The organism is Agrobacterium sp. Azo12 (assembly GCF_029193765.2).
Lineage (GTDB): Bacteria > Pseudomonadota > Alphaproteobacteria > Rhizobiales > Rhizobiaceae > Agrobacterium.
The window spans coordinates 499582-526544 of record NZ_JARFYO020000001.1; the positions used below are offsets into that span (position 1 = coordinate 499582).

The window sequence follows — 26963 nt, forward strand, 5'->3', positions numbered from 1 at the left end:
CAGTCTGTGCGGGCGGCTTGTCAGCTTGGCAAATTTCTATAAGCTCCGCCTCAATCGTATCAAAGGCGAGTTTCATCGTCTGGAATTTCAGAAACAGGGAGCACGCTCTATGGTTTCAAAACGGCTGTCTCGACTTGAAGGTCATCGCCGTAAATTTCTGGCGGTCATCGACGGGACGCCCGAATGCGAAAGGGCCGTTCATTATGCGGGTCGCCGTGCCAAGAACTCCAATGGCGGCCTTGTTTTGCTTTACGTAATTCCGGATGGCGATTTCCAGCAGTGGCTGGGTGTCGAGCAGATCATGCGGGCAGAGGCACAGGAAGAGGCAGAAGCCTCGATGGCCAAAACGGCGCAGAAAGTACGTGAGACCGTCGGTATAGAGCCGGAAGTGGTCATTCGTGAAGGTGCCGCCGCCGAACAGATCCATGGTTTGATTGAAGAAGACCGGGATATTGCCATTTTGGTCCTGGCTGCCGGTTCAACCAAGGAAGGCCCAGGTCCGCTGGTCTCGTCCATAGCGGGCAGGGGGGCTGCATTCCCCATTCCTGTTACCGTATTGCCAGATACGCTGAGCGACGAGGAAATTGACGCACTTTGCTGAGCGTCCGCCAAGCGGCAAGGCGCGTGCGATAAAACAAACAGCGCAAGCACCCTCTATTGGTGATGTGCGGTTCGACATGCTTTAAACGCACAAATTGACTTTCTTTGCCGAAAGCTCATTTGTTGAATGTAATTCTCATGTCCGGGCTTGAAGAATGAGCCTGTCCGGCGTATTTTTGAACTATTCTAAATTCAGGGGCGCCGATCGCTCCGAAGGAGACATGTGATGTTCATTCAGACCGAAGCCACTCCAAATCCGGCTACGCTGAAGTTTCTTCCCGGACGCGTTGTGCTGGAAACCGGCACGGCAGAATTCCTGAACGCAGAGCAGGCGCAGGCGTCTCCGCTCGCGCAGACACTGTTTGAAATTCCAAGTGTAACTGGTGTGTATTTCGGTTTCGATTTCATCACCGTGACCAAGGAAGGTGCTGAATGGCACCATCTGAAGCCTGCGATCCTGGGCTCGATCATGGAACATTTCATGTCGGGTCGTCCGATTCTGGGTGAAGCACGCACCGCCGAGTTTTCTGACGAAGAAGACGAGTTCTTCGATGAAGGCGATGAAACCATCGTTGCTACCATCAAGGAACTGCTGGACAGCCGCGTTCGTCCTGCCGTGGCACAGGATGGTGGCGACATCACCTTCCGTGGTTTCCGGGACGGCACCGTGTTCCTTAACATGAAGGGCGCATGCTCGGGCTGCCCATCTTCTACCGCAACATTGAAACACGGCGTTCAGAACCTGCTCAAGCACTTCGTTCCTGAAGTGCAGGCTGTCGAATCCGTTTAATACAAAGGCAAAATGGCATGATCGTTCTGGCGCTTGATACATCGGGAGGCGACTGCGCCGCCTGTGTTTATGACAGCGCCAGCGATGCCGTCCTTGGCAGAGTGTGTGAAACCATCGGCAAAGGCCACGCCGAGCGGTTGATGGGAATCGTCGATAAGGCACTCGAAGCAGCCAATCTTGACCTGAAGGCCGTGCAGCGGATTGCTGTCACTATTGGTCCTGGTTCCTTCACGGGCATTCGTGTCGGTGTTTCAGCCGCGCGTGGCTTTGCCTTGTCCCTTGGGGTTGAGGCTGTCGGCCTAACCACGCTTGAGGTGATGGCCAAGGATTGGCAGGACCAGCATGGACAGAAACCTGTCACCATCGCGTTGGATGCGCGTCGTGGCGAGGTTTACATCCAGTCCTTTGCGGCCGATGGCTCGTCTGTCACGAATGCGGAACTGCTGCCATTGGATGATGCGGTTTCTCTATTCTCACGCCTTGGTGGTGAGGTTTTTGGGTCGGCTGCAATTCTTCTGAATGGCGAAGCCAATGCCGCGGAGCCTGACCGGTTCGAAATTACCGCCGTCGCACGCCTTGGTGCTGCCAGGCCGCAAGGCGGACCTCGCCCGGCTCCGCTTTACCTGCGTGGCCCTGATGCCAGACCGCAAACGGGATTTGCGCTGGAACGACGTGCCCATGCCTGATAATCGGGCATGATATGTATTTATGCGGTGATTCCCTGCGATGATCGATCAGTATTTGACACTAAAGCCCCAGTTCGAAATTGTACCTTTGGTACAAGACGATAGCCATGCCATAGCCGAACTGCACAAGCTGCGGTTCTCGCGGCCGTGGAGTGAAGACGAGTTTGGCAATCTTCTCGTGCAATCCAATTGCTATGGCTTCGTAGCACGCCAGACCAACGCGTTCTTCAGCAAGCCATTGTCCGGTTTTGTGCTGGCCCGTGAGGCAGGTGGCGAAGCAGAAATTCTGACCATTGCCGTGCAGGAAAAATTGGGCCGTGCGGGTCTTGGCTGGCGTCTGATGCAGGCGGCGGTGCGTGAGGCCGCAGGCCGTGGCGCCGATTCCATGTTCCTCGAAGTTGATACCAGCAATGCCGCAGGTCTTGGGCTATACCGCAAGCTGGGCTTCCAGCAGGTCGCGGAACGCAAGGCCTATTATACAGCCCCCGACGGTACACAGTCGACGGCGCTTGTCATGCGGCGCGATCTTCGCTAGTTGCGTTTATGACCATTTTCTATATCCCGCCTTCTTCGTGAGGGCGGGGCGTTGATATGAAGGCCTTACAACGTGACAGATCTGAACAAAACGCTCGAAGAGCTATGCGCCGAACGTGGCATGCGCATGACCGATCAGCGTCGGGTCATTGCCCGCGTTTTACAAGAATCGGAAGATCATCCTGATGTGGAAGAGCTGTATCGACGATCGTCTGAGGTTGATCCACGCATTTCCATCTCGACCGTTTATCGTACTGTAAAGCTTTTCGAAGATGCCGGTATCATCGAACGGCATGATTTTCGTGATGGTCGCTCTCGTTACGAAACCGTGCCAGAAGAACATCACGATCATCTGATTGATCTCAAGAACGGCGTTGTGATTGAATTCCGCTCTGCAGAAATCGAGGCACTCCAGGAAAAGATCGCTCGCGAGCACGGGTTCAAACTGGTGGACCACCGTCTTGAACTTTACGGTGTACCGCTAAAACCTGAAGATCACTGAGCGGTGCGAGTAGTCACGTTATGATGCTGTGGCTGCGAATTATCTATCTCGTTTTCGTTCTAACGTTGCTGACCCTACTTATGCTGCCATTTCAGCTTTTGGGTCTGGCATTTGATCTAAAGATACGACGCTGGCTGCCGCGTTTCTGGCATTGTGCTGCCTGCCACACCCTTGGCCTGAAAATCACCGTCCATGGAACACCGGATAAAAACCGCCCGTTGATGCTGGCGGTTAATCATGCTTCCTGGAAGGACATCATGATCCTTGGCAGCATTACCGATGTAGTTTTTATCGCCAAGACTGAGGTACGCGACTGGCCGGTTTTCGGCGTGTTGGCACGTCTACAGAAAAGCATTTTTGTCACCCGCGAGCAGAAACGCAGCACGGGCACGCAGGTGAACGAGATCGCCGAAAGGATGGCGGGCGGCGAGGTTGTTGTGCTGTTTCCTGAGGGAACGACATCGGACGGTAACCGGCTTCTTGAGGTCAAGTCATCGCTGTTTGGCGCTGCATCCACCGCCGTGGAGCAGGTGCCGGGTGGCATTGTCTATGTGCAACCGGTGGCAATAGCCTATACCGGTGTTCATGGAATGGCGATGGGGCGTTACCACCGTCCGCTCGTCGCATGGCCGGGATCTCTAACCCTTCTGCCGCATCTGGTCGGCGTCTTGAGATCAGGCGCGCTCGAAGTGGATGTCACGTTTGGCGATAGCGTTGCTTTCAAGCGTGGTGACAACCGCAAACATTTGGCGGTCAGTGTCACAGCTGCGATCCGCCGCATGTTACAGCAAAGTCTTCGTGGTTATTGGCGGTAGTCGCTACACTTCAGAAAGCACCGCGTTTGTGGTGTTCGACAGTTGCGGTTGAATGGCCGCAAGGCTGCCAGCGGCGCGCACGAAATCGATCTGGCGCGCAAATCCGGTCTTTTGCAGCAGATGTTTAACGTGTGTGCGCACTGTCTCCTTGGCGGTCCCTGTCTGCGAAGCGATTTTCTCCAAACTTTTTCCTTCGGACAGCTGGGCTGCAATTCGTGCTTCAGTGGGTGACAGATCATAAAGACCTTTCAGCCACTCCGCATTCAGGGTGATGTCCCCGATGGGACGAGCCAGAATAAGCAATGTTCCGCCAGCCCCGATAATATCCTGCGCCTGCATGCAGGCCGGAATGACGTGCAGGATGCCTGTTGGTAGTCTGTTTTCGGAGCGAACGGCAATCGAACGAACCGACCGCTGCTGCACAATGGTGCCTTCAAGCGCCTGCCGTAAAAGGCCATCCGCGCGTTTGTCATAAAGTGCCAAACGGCCGAAAGCTGCCGGAAGGAATATCTGGCCTGCCAGCCTATCAAACGAGGCATTGGTGGCGATGACCTTTGAATTCCGGGACAGAACTGCCGCCGGAATGCCAAGCAATTGCAGCGTCGCCATTGCTGTCATCGTTTGTTTCATCCTCAATCGGCCAGCGAGGGCCACGGCTCGCCCGAGATGGGGGCGAATAGTGTTGAGGAAATCAAGCTCTGGACCTGCGAAACGACCTTCCGCAAACCGCCGATCGACCGAAAACACCGCGATGTCGTCGCCAGAGCCTTTTATGACCGTCGCGGCAGTAAATGCGATGTCTCTTGGCGACAGAAAGTCACGAAAAATCGCCAGGCTCTGTATTTCGTCTTCTTCGAAAAAGTCTTTGTCCACGACAAATGCAGGGTAGCTTTTTTCGAGAAGACGCTGAAGACGCACGTTCCGGTCCGCCCACCCGCCGGCAATATACTCTTCCATGATGGTTTTAGTCGCCTGGGGTGCATCCCAGGTCAATTGTCCGTCGGTCAGGATAAACAGCGAACCGCCACGTCCTTTGACCTTGTCTGACAGGCTGTCGATAACAGAAGGCCAAAGTTCTGGAAGAAGCCCTGCCGCATAGATTTGACTGACAATATCGTGGTGAATTTCACTCATGTAAAACTGTAGTGTTTGAGATCAATACTTCAACATAGCTTTCAAGCTTATATAAGCAGTAAAAATCACAAGAATTACAGACGAAAAATCGCAAAAATTTAGCAATTATCAATTGGCTTTAGTCTGTCAGCGCAGCTGTGCTTAGCAGGCGCTTTAAAGACGAAAATAGCCTGCGGCATATTTTTCTGTTTAATATGGTCCTGAAAATGACTAGGTAACCGCCATGACACAGCAAACGACAGCAATCGCCGAAACAGATCAATCGCTCCGTGACGGTAGCAACAACCGCAAGGTTTTCATCAAGACTTACGGCTGTCAGATGAATGCTTACGATTCCGTTCGCATGAGCGATGCTCTTGCGAAGGACGGTTATGTGCCCACAGAGGACATGGCTGAGGCTGATCTCGTTTTGCTCAATACCTGTCATATCCGCGAGAAGGCCGCTGAAAAGGTCTACTCCGCGCTTGGCCGCCTGCGTGACATGAAGAAGTCGCGTCAGGAAGAGGGTCGCGAATTCATGATTGGCGTCGCCGGCTGTGTTGCACAGGCTGAAGGCGAAGAAATTCTGCGCCGTGCGCCGGCCGTTGACGTGGTGATTGGCCCGCAGACCTATCATCGCCTGCCGGCCGCTCTGAAACGGGTGCGCGATGGCGAGCGTGTGATCGAGACCGATTACGCGGTTGAAGACAAATTTGAACATCTGCCTGTCGCCGATAAGGCGAAGATCCGCACGCGTGGTGTCACTGCGTTCCTTACCGTTCAGGAAGGTTGCGACAAGTTTTGTACTTTCTGCGTGGTGCCTTACACCCGTGGTTCTGAAGTATCGCGTCCCGTTTCGCAGATCGTCGACGAGGCAATGAAGCTGGTTGACGGTGGTGTTCGCGAGTTGACGCTGCTTGGCCAGAACGTCAATGCGTGGAAGGGAACCGGCCCCAAGGGTGAAGAGTGGGGCCTGGCACAGCTTCTTTACCGTCTGGCGGAAATCCCTGGTTTGGCGCGTCTTCGTTACACGACCAGCCATCCGCGCGACATGGATGACTGTCTTATCGACGCGCACAGCAATCTGCGCATCCTCATGCCTTACCTTCACTTGCCGGTACAATCCGGCTCGGACCGCATTCTCAAAGCCATGAACCGTCGCCACACCGGCGCGGAGTATATACGGCTGATCGAGCGCATTCGTGGCGCACGTCCCGACATCGCCATGTCCGGTGATTTTATCGTTGGTTTCCCCGGCGAGACGGATGCGGACTTCGAAGACACGTTGAAGATTGTCGAAACAGTGAGATATGCACAGGCTTTTTCGTTCAAATATTCCACACGTCCGGGAACGCCGGGAGCGGATCTGACGGATCAGGTTGCGGAAGACGTAAAGTCGGAACGCCTTGAAAGACTTCAGAATTTGCTTCTGAAACAGCAGAATGAATTTGCCACATCGCTCGTTGGCAAGACCATGGATATCCTGCTGGAGAAGCCGGGACGCATGCAGGGACAGCTTATTGGCCGTTCTCCGTGGCTTCAGTCTGTGAATCTTGATGCAAAAACATCGCAAATCGGTGACATTGTAAATGTACGAATCACCGCGACGGGTCCAAACAGCTTGTTTGCCGAGGTGGCAGAGCGTTAAGATGGAGCCGGAGCTTACTGGGACGGGAGCCTGACCGCTTGAACGCACACGAATTGGTATCACCTTCATCGCGCCAGCCACGTTCAGCCGCGACCGACGCCAATCACTTCGTCCTGACGTTCGAGAATAACAGGATCGCTGGGGAGCTGTTCGGGCAGTACGATCAGAATCTGAAATTGCTGGAACAGCGCCTCAATATCGAAGCGAGGCCGCGAGGCAATTCCGTTGCCATTACCGGCGATGTTGTGGCCACCAATCAGGCCCGCCGTGTGCTTGATCTACTATATGAGAGCCTGCTGAAAGGCCGCTCTGTTGAACTTTCTGACGTTGAAGGCGTAATCCGAATGGTCCTAGCTGCTGACGACCAACTGACACTGCCGACGATGGAGGGCAAGGTTAAGCTTTCCATGGCGCAGATTTCCACTCGCAAAAAGACTATTTCTGCCCGCACGCCGACGCAGGATGTCTACATGCGGGCGCTGGAGCAGTCCGAACTGGTTTTCGGCGTTGGTCCAGCCGGTACCGGTAAGACCTATCTGGCGGTTGCCCATGCGGCACAGCTGCTTGAGCGTGGTGCGGTGGACCGCATCATTCTGTCGCGCCCGGCTGTTGAAGCTGGTGAACGTCTTGGCTTCCTTCCTGGCGACATGAAGGAAAAAGTCGATCCGTACCTTCGCCCGCTCTATGACGCGCTTTACGACATGATGCCGGGCGACAAGGTGGAGCGTGCCATCCAGGCCGGAGTGATCGAAATCGCTCCGCTCGCTTTCATGCGTGGCCGTACGCTTGCCAACGCTGCCGTCATTCTCGACGAAGCGCAAAACACCACATCGATGCAGATGAAGATGTTCCTGACGCGCCTTGGTGAAAACGGCCGCATGATTGTGACCGGTGACCCGAGCCAGGTCGACTTACCACGCGGGGTGAAGTCTGGCCTTGTTGAGGCGCTGCAGATTTTGAACGGCGTGGAAGGTGTTTCCGTGGTCCGCTTCAAGGATGTGGACGTTGTGCGTCATCCGATGGTTGCCCGTATTGTGCGTGCATACGAGGCGCAGACAGCGGTTCCGGATGAAAGTCTGAACACGGACAGATAAAATCTGGACACGAAAAAGCGAAATACTGAAATGACAGCACTGGATATCCAGATCAGCGTCGAAGACGATGCCTGGCCCTCAGAAGACGTTTTACTCGCGCTTTGTGAAAAGGTGCTGGGCGCTGCCGCCCAGTTTCTTGCAAAGGAAGAGAAACAGCCCTTCCCGAAAATGGCTCCAGAGATTTCTCTCGTCTTTACCAACGACGCCGAAATCCGCGAAATCAACGCCGAATGGCGGGATAAGGACAAGGCAACCAATGTCCTTTCCTTCCCAGCTTTTCCGCTTGAACCGGGCGGTATGCCGGGTCCAATGCTCGGCGATATCGTCATTGCGCGAGAAACGGTAGAGCGCGAAGCTGTTGATTTGGAAAAGACTTTTGATGATCATCTGACACATCTTATGGTGCATGGATTTCTGCATCTGTTCGGGTATGATCATATGGAAACCGAGGAAGCGGAAGAAATGGAGTTGCTTGAGACTCGCATTTTGGCTTCGCTTGGACTATCTGATCCCTATGCGGGACAGGATCCGCTGTCATAATTATAGTCTGGAGCCATGAACGAACATTCGACAAGACCCTCTGAGCAGGGCAAGGAAACGGGAGAGCAGTCCTCATCGGAAGAGGGCAGTAGTCCGTTACGACAGGACTCGATACAGAAAACCAAAGGGACACTCTGGTCTCGTCTCTCACGCCTTTTGAGGCCGCTGCAAGGTGAACGCCTGCGTGAGGATCTGGCTGATGCGCTGATGACCGATGCGGATGTCGCCACAGCCTTTGCGCCCGAAGAACGGGCAATGCTCAACAATATCTTACGTTTTCGCGAAGTGCGCGTCGAAGACATCATGATCCCGCGAACGGATATTGATGCCATCGACCAGACCATGACAATCGGCGAAGCCATGATCCTTTTTGAGGAAACGGGGCGTTCGCGTATGCCGGTGTACCTTGAAACCCTCGATGATGCCCGTGGCATGATCCACATTCGCGATTTGCTCGCCTATATCGGCAAGCAGGCGCGCAACAAACGTCGGGTCGGTACGCGGCCAGCGCAGGCTGAGGGTGTGAAGGCGCCAAAGACACCACGCGCTGATTTTGATCTCGCCCGTGTTGATCTCACAAAGACGGTGCAGGAAGCAGGCCTTGTCCGCAAAATCCTGTTCGTGCCGTCCTCCATGCTGGCGGCCAATCTGTTGCAAAGCATGCAACAGCAGCGCACGCAGCTTGCTCTTGTCATCGACGAATATGGTGGCGCCGACGGTCTTGTCAGCCACGAAGACATCGTCGAAATGGTTGTCGGTGATATCGACGACGAGCATGACAACGAAGAGGCCATGTTCACCCGTCTTGCGGATGGTGCTGTTGTGGCGGATGCCCGTGCGGAACTTTCTGAGTTGCAACAGGCAATCGGTCCTGACTTCGACGTGGCGGAACATCTGGAAGAAGTGGATACGCTTGGCGGCCTTATCTTCTTCCTGCTCGGCCGTATTCCGGTTGCCGGTGAAACCGTTCATGCCGTTGCTGGCTTCGAGTTTGAAATTCTCGATGCCGACAGTCGTCGCGTAAAACGTGTTCGCATCACGCGGCATGATGTAAGCGGAGAAGACAACGACGGAGATAAGCCAATCGCTGCTCTGATCGCTGCATCCTCCCTTTCGCGTCAGGCTTCCGGACAGGCTGAAACGCCATAAATTTTCAGCAGGCGGTGGCAAATGATTGCATGGTGTCGCCGCCTATTCTGTAACCCCAAGTAAACGATGTCGGTTTTGCAGTGTGGCGGCAAGAAGTGCTGCCTTATATTGCGCCGAAACCATATTATGTCCGCAGGACAACAGACCATTTTTGAAATTCAATATTGCTGTCTACCGGATATATTTGTGCCTCTGATGCCAATTGGTTTATCTGACAAGATACAGCGTATTTGATTCGATCACACCCATTCCGATGTGACGGATAAAATGCAACATCGAAGGCTCGCAGGATTTCGGTCGGGGCATCCTGCTAATTCTAGTCAACGGAATGGAGACCACATGGAGCGGCTTGCAGGTAGGGTCATGCTCATGGGGGGCTTCTGGCGCGCTGTTCTGGCTATCGCTGCCGGTGCTTTCGGCGCTCTGGCACTTCCGCCGGTCGGCTTTTTTGCAGTCCTGTTTATCTCCTTCACCCTGCTTGTTTGGCTGATGGACGGTTCCGTCGGCTCTGCCAATGGTGGTGGTACCAGCCGCTGGTGGTCATCGGTGCGGATCGGCTGGCTGTTCGGTTTTGGTTATTTTGTTGCTGGCCTGTGGTGGCTTGGTAACGCGCTTCTGCTGGAAGCGGATGAATTTGCCTGGGCTCTGCCTTTGGCGATCCTGGGCCTGCCAGCCGTTCTGGCGCTGTTTTATGGTCTTGCGACAGGCCTTGCCCATATCTTCTGGTCAGAAGGTTTTGGGCGTATCGCCGCACTGGCTGCCGCCTTCGGCCTTGCCGAGTGGTTGAGAAGTTTTGTTGCCACCGGTTTTCCCTGGAACGCCATCGGTTACGGCGCCATGCCCATTCCGATCATGATGCAGTCCTCGCATGCCATCGGCCTTTTTGGGGTCAGCATGTTGGCGGTCTTCGTATTTTCCACACCCGCGTTGTTGGTTACGCGACGCGGAGCGGCGCAAGGAATTGCTATCGCCGTCCTGCTTGTCGCCGCGCATCTGGGGTATGGTGCATATCGCATTTACACCGCGCCTGCGCGAACAGAGGACGGCCTGACAGTTCGTATCGTCCAACCTGCCATCGACCAATCGCGCAAGCTTGAAAACACCGACAGGGCGGCAATTTTCGAAGAACACCTTAGCCTGACGGCAACGCCAGCTGCAGCCGGTAAAAAGCGGCCCGACATTATCATCTGGCCTGAAACTTCCGTACCGTTCATTCTGACCCAGAACCCGGATGCACTGGTCAGAATTGCCGATGTACTGGAAGACGGCCAGATTCTTTTGACTGGAGCGGTGCGGTTCGAAGAAGCTGCACCGGGAATGCCTCCACGCTTCTATAATTCGATCTACATGATTGATAGTCAGGGCCAGATTCTGGGAGCAGCCGACAAGGTGCATCTGGTGCCATTCGGCGAATATGTGCCGTTTGAGAATATCCTCACCCGATTTGGCATCGAGAATATCGTCAATCTTCCTGGCGGTTTCTCTGCAGCAGCAAATCGTAGTGTGCTGACGTTGCCGAGTGGCCAAAGCGTCTATCCGTTGATCTGCTACGAAGCCATTTTCCCGAATGAACTGGCCAGTGGATTGGCGGGCGCTTCCCTGATTCTCAACATCACCAATGACGGCTGGTTTGGCCAGACACCAGGGCCGTCGCAGCACTTTTTGCAGGCCCGTTTACGGGCGGTCGAAAACGGCGTCAGCATGATTCGTGCTGCAAATAACGGTATTTCGGCTGTAATTGACCCAATGGGACAAATTGTCGCAGGGCTTGCTAGCGGTCAAAAAGGAATTTTTGACGCTACCCTGAGTAGTGCTGATCTTCAATCTGTACGTCAGGGTGTTCGCAAGGATCACTTTTGGTTGATCTTTGGAGTACTGCTTATAATAGCAATAGTTTCGCGCTTTGGTTTAGTTTTTAAGGAGAATTGACCAAAATTCCCTAAAAAGGCATAGTGATATTGCATATAGCTACAACGCAGATGGTATATGGTGGGGAACTTTGGGTCTACCGTTTCGTTGAAGATGTCGCTGGCAGCTTGTTCCATGCTTCGGATGACATGTTTTTGACGTGTTTAAGATGCGGAAAATGCTGCGGCAATGCGAAGTACCCGCAGTGACCAGCTAGGCTGGCCATTTTGCAATTACGCAACGTATCGATGTCAGGACATTGACTATGACCGAGAATAAAAAGAAGCCAAATCCCATCGACATTCATGTTGGTAGCCGGATCAGATTGCGCCGAACAATGCTTGGTATGAGCCAGGAAAAGTTGGGTGAAAGTCTCGGTATCACCTTTCAGCAGATTCAGAAGTACGAAAAAGGCACCAACCGCGTTGGCGCCAGCCGTCTTCAGAACATTGCTGGTATCCTCAATGTACCTGTTTCCTTTTTCTTCGAAGACGCGCCGGGCGATCAGCCAGGTTCGGCGACTGGCGCAGAAGCGTCCAGCTCGAACTACGTTGTTGATTTTCTGTCCTCCTCAGAAGGTCTGCAGCTCAACCGCGCTTTCGTGAAGATTTCTGATCCGAAGGTTCGTCGTCGTATCGTGGATCTGGTCAAGGCGCTCTCTGCTGAGGGCGAGGCCGAGTAAGCATCCGACAAACCGTGATTGGTTCATGATGCCGCCGTGATTGAAAGATCGCGGTGGCTTTTTGCTGTCTACAGTTTGGTGGAGTTTCATGGCAAAATTCGACAGAATTGCTGACATAAAGATATATTTATGTCGTTGTGTCCTTGTTTTTTTGACGTGAAATGACTAACACACGCAGAGGCCATTTCTTTGAGGGGAATCCCGTATGCGTGCCAACTACCTTTTCACCAGCGAGTCCGTGGCCGAAGGTCATCCGGATAAGGTGTGTGATCGTATTTCGGATGAAATCGTCGATCTCGTTTATCGTGAAGCTGTAAAGTGCAAAGTCGACCCTTGGGGCGTTCGTATCGCATGCGAAACCCTGGCCACGACAAATCGGGTGGTTATCGCTGGTGAAGTTCGCCTGCCGCCAAGCCTGATGAAGAAGGATAAAGCCGGTAACGACGTTATCAATCCTGCCAAGTTCAAGGCCGCTGCACGCCGCGCTATCAAAGACATTGGTTACGAGCAGGATGGCTTTCACTGGAAGACCGCCAAGATTGACGTGCTGTTGCACTCGCAGTCCGCTGACATCGCACAGGGCGTGGACAATGCTGCCGACAAGCAGGGCGATGAAGGTGCTGGCGACCAGGGTATCATGTTCGGTTACGCCTGCCGCGAAACACCGGAACTGATGCCGGCTCCAATCTATTATTCGCATCTGATCCTGCAGTTGCTGGCGACAGCCCGTAAAAAGGGTGATGGCGACGCTGCAAAACTCGGCCCGGATGCCAAGAGCCAGGTGACAGTCCGGTACGTAGACGGCAAACCTGCCGAGGTTGCTTCGATCGTTCTGTCTACCCAGCACCTCGATGAAAGCTGGGACTCCAAGAAGGTACGTTCCGTTGTCGAACCTTACATTCGCGAAGCGCTCGGTACGCTGAAGATCGCTGACGATTGCCAGTGGTACATCAACCCGACCGGCAAATTTGTCATCGGTGGTCCGGATGGCGATGCTGGCCTGACCGGCCGCAAAATCATCGTGGACACCTATGGTGGTGCAGCACCTCATGGCGGCGGCGCATTCTCCGGCAAGGACACCACCAAGGTTGACCGTTCAGCTGCTTACGCGGCGCGCTACATCGCCAAGAACGTTGTTGCAGCTGGCCTCTCCGACAAGTGCACGATCCAGCTTTCCTACGCAATTGGCATTGCCCAGCCTCTGTCCGTTTATGTCGATCTGCATGGCACCGGCAAGGTCACGGAAGATCAGGTTGAGGCGGGTATCCGCAAGGTTATCGACCTGTCCCCAACCGGTATTCGTCGCCACCTTGACCTGAACAAGCCTATTTATGCTAAGACCGCGTCCTATGGACATTTCGGACGCAAGTCCGGACGTGACGGTTCGTTCTCCTGGGAGAAGCTTGATTTGGTCAAGCCACTCAAGGAAGCATTGAAGGCTTAAAGCAAGGTATGACAGACGATAGCGAGCGGCGCGCACGCGCAACTGAGGCATTTTTCGGCAGACGCAAGGGTAAACCCCTGCGTGACCGGCAAAGCGATGATATCGCAACATTGTTGCCGGAGCTGAAAATAGACCTCAATGCTGCGCCGCCCGCATCGCTTGTTTCGCTGTACCCAAACGCAGTCGAGCAGCTGCGGTTGGAAATCGGCTTTGGTGGCGGTGAGCATCTGGTTCACCGCGCGCAGGAAGAGCCAACGACCGGCTTCATCGGCGTTGAACCATTCGTAAACTCGATGGCAAAACTGCTCCGGCAGGTTGGCGACCGCGGCATTGAAAATATCCGCCTTTATGATGACGATGCCACGCAGCTTCTCGACTGGTTGCCAGAGGCCTCGATCGACCAGATTGATCTGCTTTATGCCGATCCATGGCCGAAGAAAAAGCACTGGAAACGTCGCTTTGTCTCTTCGGTTAATCTCAGCCGCTTCCATCGTGTGTTGAAGCCGCGCGGAACTTTCTGTTTCGCATCCGATATCGACACCTATGTGAACTGGACGCTGACCCACTGTCGCGACCATGGCGGCTTTGAATGGACCGCAAAGTCTGCTGAGGACTGGAAGACACCTTACGCCGGATGGCCAGGAACCCGATATGAGGCAAAGGCCAAACGTGAGGGCCGAACGTCCGCCTATCTGACGTTTATTCGCGTCTGAGGTATCTCGTTCAAATTGAATTCAAAGAAAAAGCCGGGTTTTGACCCGGCTTTTTCATTTTAACCCTTGCGCGAGCAATTTGCCCTCAGGCCTGCTGATCGACCTGGCTGGCCAGCGGGATAGACGGCTGGGCTCCATGTTTGGTGCAAGCCAGCGATCCGGCTGCGGCTGCACGCGTCAGCGCCGTCGCAAAATCCAGACCTTTGTCGAGGCTGGCTGCCAGATAACCGCAGAATGTATCGCCGGCCCCCACCGTATCAACCGGCTCGATCTTCAGACCGGCAGCCTTGTGCAGCTGGCCATCCCGCATGGCGATAACGCCATCAGCACCCAGCGTTATGATGATGGTTTGGCCGGTACGAGCATGCATATCCTGCATGGCCTGTTGGCGCTCTTCGCCAGAAATGCCCTGCTTGCCAATCAGCAGTTCAAATTCGGTTTCATTGGCGATGATGATGTCGGCCAATGCAGAAATGCGAGCAGCGTCCTGCGTCAATGGTGCCGTATTGATGATGCTGGTGATGCCCTTCTGTTTGGCGCCAGCCAAGGCAGCTTCAATGGCCTCGACGGGAATTTCAAATTGTAGCATCAGGATATCGCCGGACGTCATGCCGTCGAGCGCCTTGCTCGCATCGTCAGGCGTGATCGTACCGTTTGCCGCAGGAATGACGGCAATCATGTTCTCTCCGCCTTCGCCTACCAGAATGACAGCTGTGCCGGTCGCGCCCGGCGAGGTCTTGACGGTGGCAAGGTCAACGCCAGCGTTACTGAGGAGCTCCAGTGCAGAGCCTGCAAAGGTGTCATCGCCTGCAGCGCCTGCCATGCGGACATTTGCTCCGGCCCGTCTGGCTGCCAGCGCCTGATTGGCACCCTTGCCGCCTGCTGCCGTTGCAAAGGTTTGCCCGGTTACGGTTTCACCCGGTTTGGGCAGGCGTTGTGCAGTGGCAACGAGGTCCATGTTGATGGAGCCGAATACAGTAATCATGATATGTCCAATTGATGTTCAATGGCGCCGACTTTGCCCGACAGGGTCACTCGTCGTCAACCACCCGGAACTTGAGGCTGCCTATTCGGCTCTCCAGTGATTGTGGAGAAGGCGCTTGAGGCTGCTCCGGTGTATCGCCGCCAAAATCCAGAGCCTCGATCTTGTTGCCGCGCTTCGTCAGCTTGTCTGCGGAGGTCATGATCTGGTCCACATCCTTCTGTGCAGCCAGAAAATGCCCTTGCAGTTTGCGGGTACGATCGTCCAGCCGGTTCAGATCATCCATCAAAAGCGCGACCTCGCCTTGAATGAGATGTGCCTGCTCGCGCATGCGCTGGTCTTTCAGCACGGACTGGATAACCTGTACCGACAGCATCAGCAGCGATGGTGAAACGATAACAACCCGCATGCGGTGTGCTTTTTGCACAATGGCTTCGAAATGCTGGTGAATATCGGCAAAAATCGATTCCGATGGCACGAACAGAAACGCCGTATCCTGTGTTTCACCTGCCAGCAGGTATTTTTCCGCGATATCGCGGATATGCACTTCCATGTCACGCCGGAATTGCTGGGCCGCAAGCTTGCGCACTTCAGGCGAAGTTTCCTCTCGCATGGAATTCCAGGCTTCCAGCGGAAACTTGGCATCGATGACCAGCGGGGGCGCGTTGTTCGGCATTCGCACCGTACAGTCGGGGCGGGAACCATTCGACAGTGTCGGTTGCAACGCATAGGCATTGGAAGGCATGGCGTCGGCAATGATCGTTTCCATGCGCGCCTGTCCAAAAGCGCCACGCGTCTGTTTGTTGGACAGAATGGCTTGAAGGCCAACAACGTCACGCGCCAGGGTCTGGATATTGCTCTGTGCGGCATCGATCACTGCAAGCCGTTCCTGAAGCTTGCTGAGATTGTCGTGTGTCGATTTTGTCTGTTCGGTCAGCGTGGCACCAAGTCGTTGCGACATGCCGTCGAGCCGCTGATTAAGGTGTTGGCTCATTTCAGACTGCTTGTTGGAAAGTGTTTCCGTCAGTGCCGAGATACGCCCATGCAACTCCGCCTGAGTGCGCAACAGCGTACTCACTTCGCCGCGGGCATCGTCGTTGCGCCTTGAAAACCGCATTGATACGAACAACGGCAACGCAATGGAAAGCAGCAGCAAACAAATGATGATTGCGCCTGCCGAAACCTGCATGCCGCCAATGGTCAGGATCGTAATGCCGAGTGCGGGAAAATCGATGCTCATGGCCGAACCTACCCGGATTCAGTTTGATTCGGAAGATCAAAACGAGAACACGCGCCACTGTCTGCTTTATGTCTGATATAAAAGAGTTCTAAATTTAGCAAATTCGAAAGGAATATTGGTGTAACCAAGGGTTAACCATGTTTCCGGACGGGTTTAGCCGGGATCGTGGCCTTATCGGGGTTAAGGGGACCGTGCATGACAAACAACGACAGCACACAGGTGCTCGCCAAGCGGCTCGATTTTATTGGTCTGGACACTGAGGCGCGCAAGAGGCTGAAAGATCTTGAGCCAGTGATTGCGGGTAATGTCGGATCTGCGCTGGATACGTTCTACACCAAGGTGCGGTCGACGCCCGAGACGGCTGCATTTTTCCGCAACGAAAATCATATTCAGGGTGCGAAAAAACGTCAGGTCGAGCATTGGGGTGTTGTCGGTGCCGCAGCCTATGATGAAAAATACGTTGAAGGCGTGCAGGCGGTTGGCCAGGCGCATGCCCGTATCGGTCTCGAACCCCGCTGGTACATGGGTGGTTACGCTCTGCTGATGGAACAACTGATCCATGCGGTTGTCAGAGAGCGTTGGCCATCCCGATTTGGCAAACGCAAGTCCAAGGGACTGGCGGAAGACGTTTCGGCAATCGTCAAGGCTTCGGTGCTGGATATGGACTATTCCATTTCCATCTACCTCGAAATTCTTGACGCACAGCGCAAGCAACTCGAAGAAGAGCGCCAGCGCAATCTGCGCGAACAGCAACAGGCGCTTGCGTCACTCACCAATCTTTTGTCTGCTCTTTCCAAGGGCGATCTGGAGACGCGTCTGACAGAAAAATTGCCTGATAATTTCGAAAAGATCGGCAATGACTATAATGTCTCGGTTGAAACCTTGAATGACACCATCGCGGCGGTGCGCCGCACGGCAGAAGAAATTCTGAATGTCGCCACCAGTATTGCCAATGCGACGGAAAATCTTTCGCAGCGTACCGAGCAACAGGCGGCGGGCCTGGAAGAAAGCACCGCTGCACTGCACGAACTGACCCAAAGCGTGGCAGTCACGGCAAATGGTGCACAGAAGGCTGCCTCAGCCGTCGGCGCAGCTCTGAGTGATGCACAAACCTCCGGCGAGGTGGTCACCAGCGCCGTCAAGGCGATGGGAGATATCGCCCATTCATCCAGCGAAATCTCTAAAATCATCGGTGTGATCGACGAGATTGCGTTCCAGACAAACCTGCTTGCGCTGAATGCCGGGGTTGAGGCCGCTCGGGCCGGTGAGGCGGGGCGCGGATTTGCTGTGGTGGCGCAGGAGGTGCGTGAACTGGCGCAACGCTGTGCCAACGCCGCGAGAGAAATCAAAGCCCTGATCTCCCAGAGCACCAGTCAGGTGCAGTCAGGCGTCGGCCTGGTCAACAATGCCGGTGATGCCCTGCGCATGATCACCGACAGGATTGGCGACATTGATCGCATCGTATCCCAAATTGCAACGGCTGCGGAGGATCAGTCAGGCGGCTTACGCGAAGTGAACTCCGCCATCGGCGCCATGGACACCATCACCCAGCAAAATGCTGCGATGGTTGAGCAGACCTCGGCCGAAACCGTCACGCTCCGTCACCAGGTCGAGCAGCTTGTCGGTGCACTCAACAAGTTCAAAACGAGAGACACACATCGCCAGTCCAATGCGGGTTGGGAAACCGCGCGCCGGGCGGGCTGAGCTTATCGGCTGACTGCTTAGTGCATGATTTATCGTGGTGAGACGATGATGTGTTTTTTCATTTCCTCTGGCAATCAGATGGGTTATGGGAAGCCATGACCATCAAACCACTTATCATTCTTCCAGATCCCTTGCTGAGACAGGTTTCAACACCAGTCGAACAGGTTGATTCACAAATCATCCAGCTTGCCGATGACATGCTGGAAACCATGTATGATGCGCCCGGTATTGGCCTTGCTGCCATCCAGATCGGCGTCGCTCGCCGTATGCTGGTGATCGACGTGTCCCGTGAGGATGAAGAAAAAGCGCCGATTGTTTTCATCAATCCGGAAATCGTCAAAACCACCGATGAATTGTCGACCTATGAAGAAGGCTGCCTCTCCATTCCCGATTATTATGCGGAAGTGGAGCGCCCTGCCGGATTGACGGTCAACTACGTCGACCGCACTGGTAAGCAGCAGACCCTTGAAGCCGATGGTCTGCTCGCAACCTGCCTGCAGCATGAAATCGACCATTTGAACGGCGTGCTGTTCATCGACCACATTTCGCGCCTGAAGCGCGATATGGTCATCAAGAAATTCACCAAGATCGCCAAGGCGAAAGCCTGATCCTGCCTGTGCCGGTCATTAAACCGGCAAGGTTTTCTCCGGGCCGCAAAACTCAGGGAGGCGTCCGTGTCTCTTCGCATCATCTTTATGGGAACACCGGAATTTTCGGTGGCAACCTTGCGGGCTCTCGTGGAGGCTGGCCATCAGGTGGTGGCCGTTTACAGCCAGCCACCGCGTCCCGGTGGGCGGCGTGGTCTGGACCTTCAAAAATCCCCTGTGCATCAGGCCGCTGAATTGCTCGGCATTCCGGTGTTCACTCCCGTCAATTTTAAGGCCGAGGAAGACCGGCAACAATTCCGCTCGTTCGATGCGGATGTTGCTGTGGTGGTTGCCTATGGACTGTTGTTGCCGGAAGCCATTCTGACCGGAACCCGGCTTGGCTGCTACAATGGCCATGCCTCACTTCTTCCGCGCTGGCGTGGCGCTGCACCTATTCAGCGTGCCATCATGGCTGGTGACAAGGAAACAGGTATGATGGTCATGAAAATGGACAAGGGGCTGGATACCGGCCCTGTTGCCTTGACCGTCAAGGTGCCGATCGGCGACAACATGACGGCCGGGCAGCTGCATGACGCGCTGATGTTTGCCGGTGCACGCGCGATGGCGCAGGCTATGAACAAGCTGGAAGCCGACGACTTGCCGCTGCAAGAGCAGGCACAGGATGGCGTTCTCTACGCATCCAAGATCGACAAGGCTGAGGCGCGTATCGATTTTGCACGGCCGGCCCGTGATGTGCATAACCACATCCGCGGCTTGGCGCCCTTTCCCGGTGCCTGGTTTGAAACCGAAATTTCCGGCAAGCTGGAACGCGTAAAGGTTCTGGAAACAACACTTGAAAACGGCAATGGTATTGCCGGCACGGTACTGGACAATCAGTTGCTGGTTGCCTGTGCAGAGGGGGCAATCCGTCTTCAGCGCCTGCAGAAGGCCGGAGGCAAACCGCTTGCCGCAGCTGATTTCCTGCGCGGTACGGCGTTGCCTGAAGGCACGAGGCTGATCTGATGCCACGTTACCGTATGACCGTTGAATATGACGGTACGGCTTTTGTCGGTTGGCAAAGGCAGCAAAACGATCGTTCCGTTCAGTCTGCCATTGAAGACGCTATTTTGTCTTTAACGGGCGAAACCGTGTCGATCCGTGGCTCTGGCCGTACCGATTCTGGCGTCCATGCCATGGGACAGGTCATTCATGCGGATCTGTCGCGGGAGTGGGAGCCCTATAAGCTCAGAAATGCCTTGAACGCCCATATTGCCATGGCTGGCGACATGGTCGCCATATTGGATGTCATGTCGGTAACAGAAGATTTTGACGCGCGTTTTTCTGCGGTTCGTCGGCATTATCTGTACCGCATCATATCGCGCAAATCGCGGCTTGCGCTGGAGCATAAACGCGCCTGGTGGGTGTCGAAGGATCTCGACCATGACGCCATGCATGCGGCGGCCCAGACCCTGGTCGGTCGACATGACTTTACGACATTCCGGTCTGCACACTGTCAGGCCAACAGCCCGGTGCGCACACTTGACCGGCTGGATGTGACGCGGAACGGTAACATCATCGAAATTCGCGCCTCGGCGCAGAGCTTTCTGCACAACCAGATACGGTCTTTCGCCGGGACCTTAAAGCTGGCAGGTGAAGGCACCATGACCCCGCAGGATGTACGCGCAGCCCTTGAGGCGCGAGACAGAAAAGCCTGTGGGCCCGTGGCGCCGCCCGAAGGGCTGTATTTCATGCAGGTGGATTATCCTGATGTTATTCTACCACGAAAAGAGCGTTCGGAAATAACCAGTGACGGCGACGATCTCTCGTAACCCGCCTTGTGGCGCATCGCGCGACACGGTTATCCGGGGTAGACACCCAGAAAGCGCTGCAGCACTTCCGATAGCAACATGCCGGGAATAAGCAGGGTCATGACAGCTGTCGAGACCAATAGCGGCTGTTTACCGAGGATGAGGCTAAGGATGCGCGAAAACGTCCAGACGAGCGTCAACAGCAGCGCAAACCACAACAGCGCTACAAAGCCCTGCATGCCCGGCACAGCCACGGCAATCAGCACCAGTGCGGCAGAAGCATAGGCAAAGGGCAGGTTCAGCCAGTTGACGACGGTGACCACGGCGGGAAACTTGCCGCGCACATCGGACATCAACATCAAGCCGCCAATCAAAACCAGTGGCACCACCCAGCAGATAGCTTCAACCAGTGCCAGTCTGAGGTAATAGGAAGGGCCGGACATGCTCTCCAGAACCTGCTCGACCTTGAAGGCCCGCTGCCACCAGAACCAGGACAGCAAAAGTGCGGGCAGGCTCCAGATCGCCGAAAAGAACGAACGCATCATGCCGCGATCCGTAAGGTCGAGATAACTCTGACCTTTCGGGTCGCCACAGAACATCAGCCAGAGGCCATGCATGTAAGAGCGCACTTCGCTAATCGGCGGCATTGGCAAACCAGCGTTCGATAAAGGTTTCGTAGATAAGGGTCAGCGTTTCCAGATCGGCAACAGCCACCCGCTCGTCGACCATATGCATGGTCTGACCGACCAGACCGAATTCCACCACAGGGCAATAATCCTTGATGAAACGGGCATCCGACGTGCCACCGGTCGTGGAAAGTTTTGGCTCGTTGCCAGTCACTCCGGCAACCGCACCGGAAAGCGACGATATCAGTGCGTTGTTACGGGTCAGGAAGACGTGGCTTGGACGATCCGCCCAGACGATATCGTATTTGGCGGGTGTTCTGTCCGGGCGCAGCGCGCCATCGGCCGCTGCGGCATCCAGACGACGTACAATTTCAGCCTTCACGCTGTCGGCGGTCCACGTATCGTTGAAACGAATGTTGAACGACGCGGTCGCCTTGGCCGGAATGACGTTGGTCGCCGGGTTGCCGGTGTCGATTGTGGTGACTTCCAGATTGGACGGCTGGAAATTTTCCGTGCCGTGGTCGAATGGTGGGTCCATCAGGGCATGCGTCAACTGCAAAAGACCGCGAAGCGGATTGTCGGCCAGATGCGGGTAGGCAGCGTGACCCTGAACACCATGTACGGTGACACGGCCGGACAGCGATCCGCGACGACCGATCTTGATCATGTCGCCGAGCCTGTCAGGATTGGTTGGTTCACCCACCAGGCAGGCATCCCAGGTTTCACCCTTGGCCGCCGCCCATTCCAGAAGTTTGGAGGTGCCGTTGATGGACGGACCTTCCTCGTCACCGGTGATCAGGAAAGAGACGGAACCCTTCGGAGCGCCGTTCTTTTCGATGTAACGGGCAATCGCCGCCGCAAAGCAGGCAATGCCGCCCTTCATGTCCACCGCACCGCGTCCATACATTTCACCACCGGCAATTTCGGCGGAAAAAGGCGGGTGGCTCCATGCAGCTTCATCGCCAACCGGCACAACGTCGGTATGACCCGCAAACATCAGGTGCGGGCCATCGGTGCCAATGCGGGCGTAAAGGTTTTCCACGTCCGGCGTTCCCGCCTCCGTCGCTGTCATGCGCTCCACTTTGAAACCAAGTGGTGTCAGCAAGTTGTCGAGCAATGATAGCGCGCCGCCTTCTGCCGGTGTCACGGACGGGCAACGGATAAGGGCGGCGAGATTGGAAACGGGATCGGTCACGGACATGTCTTGCACTTTCACTCAGTCACGCAGCAGTTCATTGATGCCGGTCTTGGAACGGGTCTTTTCATCGACGCGCTTCACGATCACAGCGCAGTACAGGCTTGGGCCCGGCTCACCGTTCGGGAATGGCTTGCCCGGCATCGTGCCGGAGACCACGACCGAGTATGGCGGAATTTCACCATAGGTGATTTCGCCGGTGGCGCGGTCAACGATGCGAGTGGACTTGCCGATGTAAACGCCCATGCCAAGCACGGCGCCTTCACGTACGATACAGCCTTCAACCACTTCGGAACGTGCGCCGATAAAGCAATTGTCCTCGATGATGGTCGGGCCGGCCTGCAGCGGCTCGAGAACACCACCGATACCAACGCCGCCGGACAGGTGAACATTCTTGCCGATCTGCGCGCAGGAGCCGACGGTTGCCCATGTGTCGACCATGGTGCCTTCATCGACATAAGCGCCGAGGTTGACGAAGGATGGCATCAGCACGACATTCTTGGCCACATAGGCAGAGTGGCGCACGACAGCGTTGGGAACAGCGCGGAAACCGGCTTCACGAAACTGGCTTTCGCCCCAGTTTTCGAACTTCGATGGTACCTTGTCCCACCAGACGGACGCACCCGGACCACCCTTGATGATGCCCATCTCATTGAGGCGGAAAGACAAAAGCACGGCCTTCTTCAGCCACTGGTTAACTTTCCAAGAACCGTCAGCCTGCTTTTCTGCAACACGCGCTTTGCCACCATCCAGAAGATTGAGGGAGGTTTCGACCGCATCACGAATTTCACCGCGTGTCGAAATCGTAACGGTGTCGCGATTGTCGAATGCGGTTTCAATGATGCGCTCAAGCGAAGCGAGATCGGTGCTGCTCATGAGAATTCCTTAAACTTCGTTGACTATCGTTGCAGACGGGAGAGCCCGGGCAATGTTCGGAAATGCTCTACAGCATTGGTCCGGGAATCGGAATGAATTTTTGATCTGTCGGGCAGATGGCTTCAAAAAAACGGAATGGACTTTACCATGTGTGGTGACATGCAGGGTGATCGTTGATTTGAGAATGGCGTCAACGCTGTTGGCGTGAGTGAAGGAAAGGCAATGCAATGGCAAAAATAAAGAACGGCAAGCTGCATCGGAAGGACGGTGTTTGGGATCCTTTGAAAAGCAGTTCGACGGATCGCGATCAGGCGGAAGTCATTCCGAAAACCGCACAATCGGCGTCACCGTCCTACCGCCTTGCCTTTGTCGACACGGATTTCCTGTGCAGTGAAGAATTGCGTCCGGTCCGCCTGCAGCTTGAGCTTCTCAAGACAGAAATGGTGCTGACCGAGCGCGGCATCAAATCCACCGTTGTGATGTTTGGCGGTGCCCGAATTCCGGCACCTGGCATGCCCGCCTGGGCTGCCAAGAATGATATCCAGAAGACCAATCTTGAAGCGGCCTCAGTCTATTACGATGAAGCCCGTAAATTTGCTCGCCTGTGCGCCGAAGAGGCCGCAAAATACGATCACCGTGAATATGTCGTGGTGACAGGCGGCGGTCCGGGCGTCATGGAAGCCGGCAATCGTGGCGCTTCGGAAGTTGGCGCACCGTCGATCGGTCTGAATATTCTGTTGCCGCATGAGCAGGCACCCAATGAATATGTCACACCGGATTTGAGCTTCAATTTCCACTATTTCGCCATCCGCAAGATGCACTTCCTGATGCGCGCCAAGGCCGTGGTTATTTTTCCCGGCGGCTTCGGCACGCTGGATGAACTGTTTGAATGCGTGACTTTGATCCAGACCAAGCGCATGGCCCGTATTCCGGTTGTGCTGTTTGGCGAGAAGTTCTGGCACTCGATCATCAACTTCCAGGGTCTGGCCGATTTCGGCACCATTGCTCCGGAAGATATGGAATTGCTGCATTTTGCCGAAACGGCAGAACAGGCATGGGATATCGTAGCGTCGTTTTATGAGCCGGATACAGTTTAACTTTTGCCAATTACTTGATGAGTGAAAGTACAACCCAAGGATAGACGGTCTCCATCTAGGGATGTGGACCGTTTATTTTTTTGGAGCTTCGGACTCTATTTATAATAATTTTAGGAAACATCGAATAAACTGCAATTGTCGCGATTAATGCGACCCGTCTGCACTGAACAGACCCTCCATGATGGAGACATCCCCCACTCGTTACCCATTGTGCCGGTTTGCCAAAACTCGCGCGTTTTATTTGAGGCAATGATGTTCAATATCAAGATCAGGTCGCTTTCGACCAAGCTGATTCTTGCGACAGGCGGTGCCATTGCAACGGTTCTCGTTGCATCCAATTCATTTCTTATCCTTCAGACCAGCGAACGTGTGCACGCGCTGACGATGGAGCAGGCCAACACGGAAGCGCGCGCGATCGCCAACACCATTTCCGCAGATGTCGGAGAAATGGCAAGTGCGGCGCGGTCCATGGCTGGCGTTATCGGACGTGCCCATGAGGGCAAGTCGATGGACCGCCCCGGTATCGTCAACATCCTCAAAGCCAATGTTGAACAGAACGCATTTGCTTTCGGCAGCTGGTTCTGCGAGCAGATCGGCCTGTTCGATGGCCAGACAACGGAACTGGCGGGCAAAACCGAACTTGGCATGAACGCCAATGGTGCATTTGCGCCTTACTGGTCGAAAACCCAGACCAGCGAGATTCAGTTCTCGACCTTCAACAATGACTACGCCGCCGAATGGTATTCGTTGGCGGCAAAAACCGGCAAAGGTGCCATTACCCAGCCGTATCTGGCAGAAGGAACCCAGGTTCCGACAACCATGACCTCACTTGCCTATCCGGTTTTGTCCGGCGGCAAGATGATTGGTGTGGCGGGCGTCGATATCTCGCTGGCATCGCTCTCGACCAAGCTGCAGGCCATCCATCCATTCGGAACTGGTCGAGTGACCCTGGTATCGCAAGGCGGACAATGGTTGGTGCCGCCGTCTGCTGATCTCAACATGAAGGCCTATGCCGATAATGGCGCAGATACCGTCAAGGCTGCGATTTCCAATAGCACTGGCGGGCTGATCGAAAATCTCGGCATGGATACCGACACACCGTTTAACCGTCTGGTCTATCCATTTGCGGTTCCGGGCCTCAATGCCACCTGGGTCGTACTTGTCGACATCCCGCATAGCGCGCTCAATGCGCCGGTCAATGAGCAGACCTTCTTGATGGTGCTCGGCGCGCTGGTTATTCTGGCGGCGGTTATCACAACGCTTTATTTCGCCGTGCGTTTCTTCGTCCGCAATCCGCTTGCAGCCCTGGTAAAGGATGTAAAGACGCTGGAAAATGGCCAGTACGATCATACGGTGTCCGGCCAGCAAAGACTGGATGAGACCGGTGAGGTGGCTAAAGCGTTGGAAGGTTTCCGTGTCAAACTGGCAGATTCCTTACGCATCCAGCAGGATGCCGATCATCAGCGCAGCGCCGCCGAGGTTGAGCGCAACCGCTCGGAAGCCGAGCGCAATGAAAACGGCCGCATCCAGATGCATATCGTTTCAGCGCTTGGCAGCGGTTTGAATGAACTTTCAATGGGCAATCTCGCCTTCCGCATTACGGATGACTTCCCGGGCGAATACGCAAAGCTGAAGACCGATTTCAACTCGGCCCTGACCAGCCTTGAAGACACGATGATGACTGTCAACACAACCGTGTTCAGCATCGGCAATGGTACCGGTGAAATCACCCGTGCTGCCAGCGACCTGTCACACCGCACGGAACAGCAGGCGGCAAGCCTTGAAGAAACGGCGGCAGCACTGAACGAGCTGACTGCTCAGGTAAACTCCAGTGCCGAAAATGCCCAACGTGCGGCTGAGACCGTCAATCACGCCTGTGATGATGCTGGAAAGTCCGGTGACGTCGTCAAGCAGGCCGTCAATTCCATGAACGGCATTGCCCAGTCCTCGCAGGAAATTTCCCGGATTATCGGCGTTATCGATGAGATTGCGTTCCAGACCAATCTGCTGGCACTGAATGCCGGTGTTGAAGCGGCGCGTGCCGGTGAGGCCGGCAAGGGTTTTGCGGTTGTTGCGCAGGAAGTGCGTGAATTGGCGCAGCGTTCCGCAACCGCGGCCAAGGAAATCAAGGCACTCATCAACACCTCGTCCACGCAGGTGCATGAGGGTGTTGATCTCGTCGGCCGTGCTGGCGAAACAATGGACCGTATTGCCGTGCAGGTTATGGAGATTAACGGATTGATCCGACAGATCTCGGCTTCTGCCAGCGAGCAGGCCGTCGGTCTGAAGGAGATTAACTCTGCGGTCAACCAGATGGATCAGGTGACCCAGCAGAACGCTGCGATGGTCGAAGAAACGACTGCTGCCAGCGTGACGTTGAATGGCGAAGCCGACACGCTGAAAACGCTGGTGGCGAAGTTTGCGGTGTCCGGTAACGCCGGCCATCCATTGCACTCTGTCGCCAGCACCATGCGCTCTGCTGCCGCGCCTGCACCGTCACATCAGGTGAAAAGAGCGCCAGCGCGTCCCGCGCCGCGCGTGTCGGGTGCCAATGCGCTGGCGGAAGCAGATTGGACTGAGTTCTGAGCCAAGCCTGACCAGACAAGCCAAGGTTTGCCAAACAAAAAAGC

Annotated in this window: 26 protein-coding genes; 20 read left to right on the top strand and 6 right to left on the bottom strand. The window is 55.1% G+C overall.

Translation table 11 applies throughout. From position 1 onward, the window contains the following. Window positions 1-109 precede the first annotated feature (109 nt). The 6 genes from PYL13_RS02185 to PYL13_RS02210 all read left to right on the top strand — a co-directional run bounded on the left by PYL13_RS02185 (window position 110) and on the right by PYL13_RS02210 (window position 3927). Window positions 110-601 carry a universal stress protein gene (locus tag PYL13_RS02185; protein ID WP_192486650.1) on the top strand — a complete coding sequence of 164 codons (492 nt, stop codon included), beginning with the start codon at window positions 110-112 and terminating at the stop codon, window positions 599-601. 225 nt (window positions 602-826) lie between these two features. Further along, the gene (locus tag PYL13_RS02190) at window positions 827-1390 is read left to right on the top strand and encodes a NifU family protein (RefSeq protein WP_192486651.1); all 564 of its coding nucleotides are present in this window, start codon (window positions 827-829) and stop codon (window positions 1388-1390) included. Window positions 1391-1407: 17 nt separating this feature from the next. After that, window positions 1408-2076 (top strand): tRNA (adenosine(37)-N6)-threonylcarbamoyltransferase complex dimerization subunit type 1 TsaB, encoded by a 669-nt coding sequence (gene tsaB, locus PYL13_RS02195; protein ID WP_275640369.1) that lies wholly within the window; start codon window positions 1408-1410, stop codon window positions 2074-2076. Between the two features lie 40 nt (window positions 2077-2116). Then, window positions 2117-2611 (top strand): ribosomal protein S18-alanine N-acetyltransferase, encoded by a 495-nt coding sequence (gene rimI, locus PYL13_RS02200; RefSeq protein WP_192486653.1) that lies wholly within the window; start codon window positions 2117-2119, stop codon window positions 2609-2611. 72 nt (window positions 2612-2683) lie between these two features. After that, window positions 2684-3112, top strand: a complete 429-nt coding sequence (locus PYL13_RS02205) for a Fur family transcriptional regulator (protein WP_250983312.1) — start codon at window positions 2684-2686, stop codon at window positions 3110-3112. A gap of 23 nt (window positions 3113-3135) precedes the next feature. After that, on the top strand, window positions 3136-3927 hold the full coding sequence (locus PYL13_RS02210) for a lysophospholipid acyltransferase family protein (RefSeq protein ID WP_275641353.1): 792 nt from the start codon (window positions 3136-3138) through the stop codon (window positions 3925-3927). Between the two features lie 3 nt (window positions 3928-3930). On the opposite strand, the gene PYL13_RS02215 is transcribed toward PYL13_RS02210, so the two are convergent. Further along, entirely contained in the window at window positions 3931-5061 is a 1131-nt protein-coding gene (locus tag PYL13_RS02215) for a helix-turn-helix transcriptional regulator (protein WP_275640370.1), read from the bottom strand. Between the two features lie 223 nt (window positions 5062-5284). Here PYL13_RS02215 and miaB point away from each other — a divergent pair, with 223 nt between their 5' ends. The 8 genes from miaB (at window position 5285) to trmB (ending at window position 14218) form a co-directional block, all read left to right on the top strand. Beyond that, a complete protein-coding gene (miaB, locus tag PYL13_RS02220) occupies window positions 5285-6688 on the top strand; it encodes a tRNA (N6-isopentenyl adenosine(37)-C2)-methylthiotransferase MiaB (protein ID WP_275640371.1) in 1404 nt (467 codons plus the stop codon). 38 nt (window positions 6689-6726) lie between these two features. Then, window positions 6727-7782: a PhoH family protein gene (locus PYL13_RS02225; RefSeq protein ID WP_275640372.1), complete on the top strand. Its 1056-nt coding sequence runs from the start codon at window positions 6727-6729 to the stop codon at window positions 7780-7782. A 30-nt stretch (window positions 7783-7812) separates the two neighbouring features. Next, the gene (ybeY, locus tag PYL13_RS02230) at window positions 7813-8322 is read left to right on the top strand and encodes an rRNA maturation RNase YbeY (RefSeq protein ID WP_259147929.1); all 510 of its coding nucleotides are present in this window, start codon (window positions 7813-7815) and stop codon (window positions 8320-8322) included. Window positions 8323-8337: 15 nt separating this feature from the next. Beyond that, the gene (locus tag PYL13_RS02235) at window positions 8338-9471 is read left to right on the top strand and encodes a hemolysin family protein (RefSeq protein ID WP_275640373.1); all 1134 of its coding nucleotides are present in this window, start codon (window positions 8338-8340) and stop codon (window positions 9469-9471) included. Between the two features lie 339 nt (window positions 9472-9810). Beyond that, window positions 9811-11400: an apolipoprotein N-acyltransferase gene (gene lnt, locus PYL13_RS02240; RefSeq protein ID WP_275640374.1), complete on the top strand. Its 1590-nt coding sequence runs from the start codon at window positions 9811-9813 to the stop codon at window positions 11398-11400. A 244-nt stretch (window positions 11401-11644) separates the two neighbouring features. Then, window positions 11645-12061: a helix-turn-helix domain-containing protein gene (locus PYL13_RS02245; RefSeq protein ID WP_192486661.1), complete on the top strand. Its 417-nt coding sequence runs from the start codon at window positions 11645-11647 to the stop codon at window positions 12059-12061. 205 nt (window positions 12062-12266) lie between these two features. Then, window positions 12267-13505, top strand: a complete 1239-nt coding sequence (metK, locus tag PYL13_RS02250; protein WP_275640375.1) for a methionine adenosyltransferase — start codon at window positions 12267-12269, stop codon at window positions 13503-13505. A gap of 8 nt (window positions 13506-13513) precedes the next feature. Continuing rightward, on the top strand, window positions 13514-14218 hold the full coding sequence (trmB, locus tag PYL13_RS02255; protein WP_275640376.1) for a tRNA (guanosine(46)-N7)-methyltransferase TrmB: 705 nt from the start codon (window positions 13514-13516) through the stop codon (window positions 14216-14218). Between the two features lie 85 nt (window positions 14219-14303). Here the strand turns inward: trmB and PYL13_RS02260 are convergent, their stop codons facing one another. Both PYL13_RS02260 and PYL13_RS02265 read right to left on the bottom strand, forming a co-directional pair. Further along, the gene (locus PYL13_RS02260; protein WP_275640377.1) at window positions 14304-15203 is read right to left on the bottom strand and encodes a ribokinase; all 900 of its coding nucleotides are present in this window, start codon (window positions 15201-15203) and stop codon (window positions 14304-14306) included. 46 nt (window positions 15204-15249) lie between these two features. Next, window positions 15250-16440, bottom strand: coding sequence for a DNA recombination protein RmuC (locus PYL13_RS02265; protein ID WP_250983321.1), 1191 nt, complete (start codon window positions 16438-16440; stop codon window positions 15250-15252). A gap of 195 nt (window positions 16441-16635) precedes the next feature. Between PYL13_RS02265 and PYL13_RS02270 the strand changes: the two genes are divergently transcribed. From PYL13_RS02270 to truA, 4 genes are all read left to right on the top strand, one after another. Further along, window positions 16636-18144 (top strand): globin-coupled sensor protein, encoded by a 1509-nt coding sequence (locus PYL13_RS02270; protein WP_275640378.1) that lies wholly within the window; start codon window positions 16636-16638, stop codon window positions 18142-18144. A 95-nt stretch (window positions 18145-18239) separates the two neighbouring features. Next, window positions 18240-18752 (top strand): peptide deformylase, encoded by a 513-nt coding sequence (def, locus tag PYL13_RS02275; RefSeq protein ID WP_250983323.1) that lies wholly within the window; start codon window positions 18240-18242, stop codon window positions 18750-18752. Window positions 18753-18818: 66 nt separating this feature from the next. Then, window positions 18819-19754 carry a methionyl-tRNA formyltransferase gene (fmt, locus tag PYL13_RS02280; protein WP_275640379.1) on the top strand — a complete coding sequence of 312 codons (936 nt, stop codon included), beginning with the start codon at window positions 18819-18821 and terminating at the stop codon, window positions 19752-19754. Beyond that, window positions 19754-20560: a tRNA pseudouridine(38-40) synthase TruA gene (gene truA, locus PYL13_RS02285; RefSeq protein ID WP_275640380.1), complete on the top strand. Its 807-nt coding sequence runs from the start codon at window positions 19754-19756 to the stop codon at window positions 20558-20560. Before fmt ends, truA begins: the two co-directional genes overlap by 1 nt. Before the next feature lie 29 nt (window positions 20561-20589). Here the strand turns inward: truA and PYL13_RS02290 are convergent, their stop codons facing one another. The 3 genes from PYL13_RS02290 to dapD are packed head-to-tail and all read right to left on the bottom strand — an operon-like array spanning window position 20590 to window position 23236. Next, on the bottom strand, window positions 20590-21186 hold the full coding sequence (locus tag PYL13_RS02290) for a hypothetical protein (RefSeq protein WP_250983326.1): 597 nt from the start codon (window positions 21184-21186) through the stop codon (window positions 20590-20592). Continuing rightward, window positions 21173-22366 carry a succinyl-diaminopimelate desuccinylase gene (gene dapE / locus PYL13_RS02295; protein ID WP_275640381.1) on the bottom strand — a complete coding sequence of 398 codons (1194 nt, stop codon included), beginning with the start codon at window positions 22364-22366 and terminating at the stop codon, window positions 21173-21175. The genes PYL13_RS02290 and dapE overlap by 14 nt, the downstream gene beginning before the upstream one ends. A 15-nt stretch (window positions 22367-22381) precedes the next feature. Beyond that, a complete protein-coding gene (gene dapD / locus PYL13_RS02300; RefSeq protein ID WP_275640382.1) occupies window positions 22382-23236 on the bottom strand; it encodes a 2,3,4,5-tetrahydropyridine-2,6-dicarboxylate N-succinyltransferase in 855 nt (284 codons plus the stop codon). Window positions 23237-23463: 227 nt separating this feature from the next. Between dapD and PYL13_RS02305 the strand changes: the two genes are divergently transcribed. Together PYL13_RS02305 and PYL13_RS02310 are read left to right on the top strand one after the other, a co-directional pair. Further along, the gene (locus tag PYL13_RS02305; RefSeq protein WP_275640383.1) at window positions 23464-24333 is read left to right on the top strand and encodes an LOG family protein; all 870 of its coding nucleotides are present in this window, start codon (window positions 23464-23466) and stop codon (window positions 24331-24333) included. Window positions 24334-24585: 252 nt separating this feature from the next. Beyond that, entirely contained in the window at window positions 24586-26919 is a 2334-nt protein-coding gene (locus tag PYL13_RS02310) for a methyl-accepting chemotaxis protein (RefSeq protein ID WP_275640384.1), read from the top strand. The last annotated feature ends 44 nt before the right edge of the window (window positions 26920-26963 follow it).

What these genes read in the sequence shown, in the direction of transcription:
- PYL13_RS02185 (WP_192486650.1), top strand. Translation starts at nt 110, where the DNA reads ATGGTTTCAAAACGGCTGTCTCGACTTGAAGGTCATCGCCGTAAATTT.
- PYL13_RS02190 (WP_192486651.1), top strand. Translation starts at nt 827, where the DNA reads ATGTTCATTCAGACCGAAGCCACTCCAAATCCGGCTACGCTGAAGTTT.
- tsaB (WP_275640369.1), top strand. Translation starts at nt 1,408, where the DNA reads ATGATCGTTCTGGCGCTTGATACATCGGGAGGCGACTGCGCCGCCTGT.
- rimI (WP_192486653.1), top strand. Translation starts at nt 2,117, where the DNA reads ATGATCGATCAGTATTTGACACTAAAGCCCCAGTTCGAAATTGTACCT.
- PYL13_RS02210 (WP_275641353.1), top strand. Translation starts at nt 3,136, where the DNA reads ATGCTGTGGCTGCGAATTATCTATCTCGTTTTCGTTCTAACGTTGCTG.
- PYL13_RS02215 (WP_275640370.1), bottom strand. Translation starts at nt 5,061, where the DNA reads ATGAGTGAAATTCACCACGATATTGTCAGTCAAATCTATGCGGCAGGG.
- miaB (WP_275640371.1), top strand. Translation starts at nt 5,285, where the DNA reads ATGACACAGCAAACGACAGCAATCGCCGAAACAGATCAATCGCTCCGT.
- ybeY (WP_259147929.1), top strand. Translation starts at nt 7,813, where the DNA reads ATGACAGCACTGGATATCCAGATCAGCGTCGAAGACGATGCCTGGCCC.
- PYL13_RS02235 (WP_275640373.1), top strand. Translation starts at nt 8,338, where the DNA reads ATGAACGAACATTCGACAAGACCCTCTGAGCAGGGCAAGGAAACGGGA.
- lnt (WP_275640374.1), top strand. Translation starts at nt 9,811, where the DNA reads ATGGAGCGGCTTGCAGGTAGGGTCATGCTCATGGGGGGCTTCTGGCGC.
- PYL13_RS02245 (WP_192486661.1), top strand. Translation starts at nt 11,645, where the DNA reads ATGACCGAGAATAAAAAGAAGCCAAATCCCATCGACATTCATGTTGGT.
- metK (WP_275640375.1), top strand. Translation starts at nt 12,267, where the DNA reads ATGCGTGCCAACTACCTTTTCACCAGCGAGTCCGTGGCCGAAGGTCAT.
- trmB (WP_275640376.1), top strand. Translation starts at nt 13,514, where the DNA reads ATGACAGACGATAGCGAGCGGCGCGCACGCGCAACTGAGGCATTTTTC.
- PYL13_RS02260 (WP_275640377.1), bottom strand. Translation starts at nt 15,203, where the DNA reads ATGATTACTGTATTCGGCTCCATCAACATGGACCTCGTTGCCACTGCA.
- PYL13_RS02265 (WP_250983321.1), bottom strand. Translation starts at nt 16,440, where the DNA reads ATGAGCATCGATTTTCCCGCACTCGGCATTACGATCCTGACCATTGGC.
- PYL13_RS02270 (WP_275640378.1), top strand. Translation starts at nt 16,636, where the DNA reads ATGACAAACAACGACAGCACACAGGTGCTCGCCAAGCGGCTCGATTTT.
- def (WP_250983323.1), top strand. Translation starts at nt 18,240, where the DNA reads ATGACCATCAAACCACTTATCATTCTTCCAGATCCCTTGCTGAGACAG.
- truA (WP_275640380.1), top strand. Translation starts at nt 19,754, where the DNA reads ATGCCACGTTACCGTATGACCGTTGAATATGACGGTACGGCTTTTGTC.
- PYL13_RS02290 (WP_250983326.1), bottom strand. Translation starts at nt 21,186, where the DNA reads ATGCCGCCGATTAGCGAAGTGCGCTCTTACATGCATGGCCTCTGGCTG.
- dapE (WP_275640381.1), bottom strand. Translation starts at nt 22,366, where the DNA reads ATGTCCGTGACCGATCCCGTTTCCAATCTCGCCGCCCTTATCCGTTGC.
- dapD (WP_275640382.1), bottom strand. Translation starts at nt 23,236, where the DNA reads ATGAGCAGCACCGATCTCGCTTCGCTTGAGCGCATCATTGAAACCGCA.
- PYL13_RS02305 (WP_275640383.1), top strand. Translation starts at nt 23,464, where the DNA reads ATGGCAAAAATAAAGAACGGCAAGCTGCATCGGAAGGACGGTGTTTGG.
- PYL13_RS02310 (WP_275640384.1), top strand. Translation starts at nt 24,586, where the DNA reads ATGTTCAATATCAAGATCAGGTCGCTTTCGACCAAGCTGATTCTTGCG.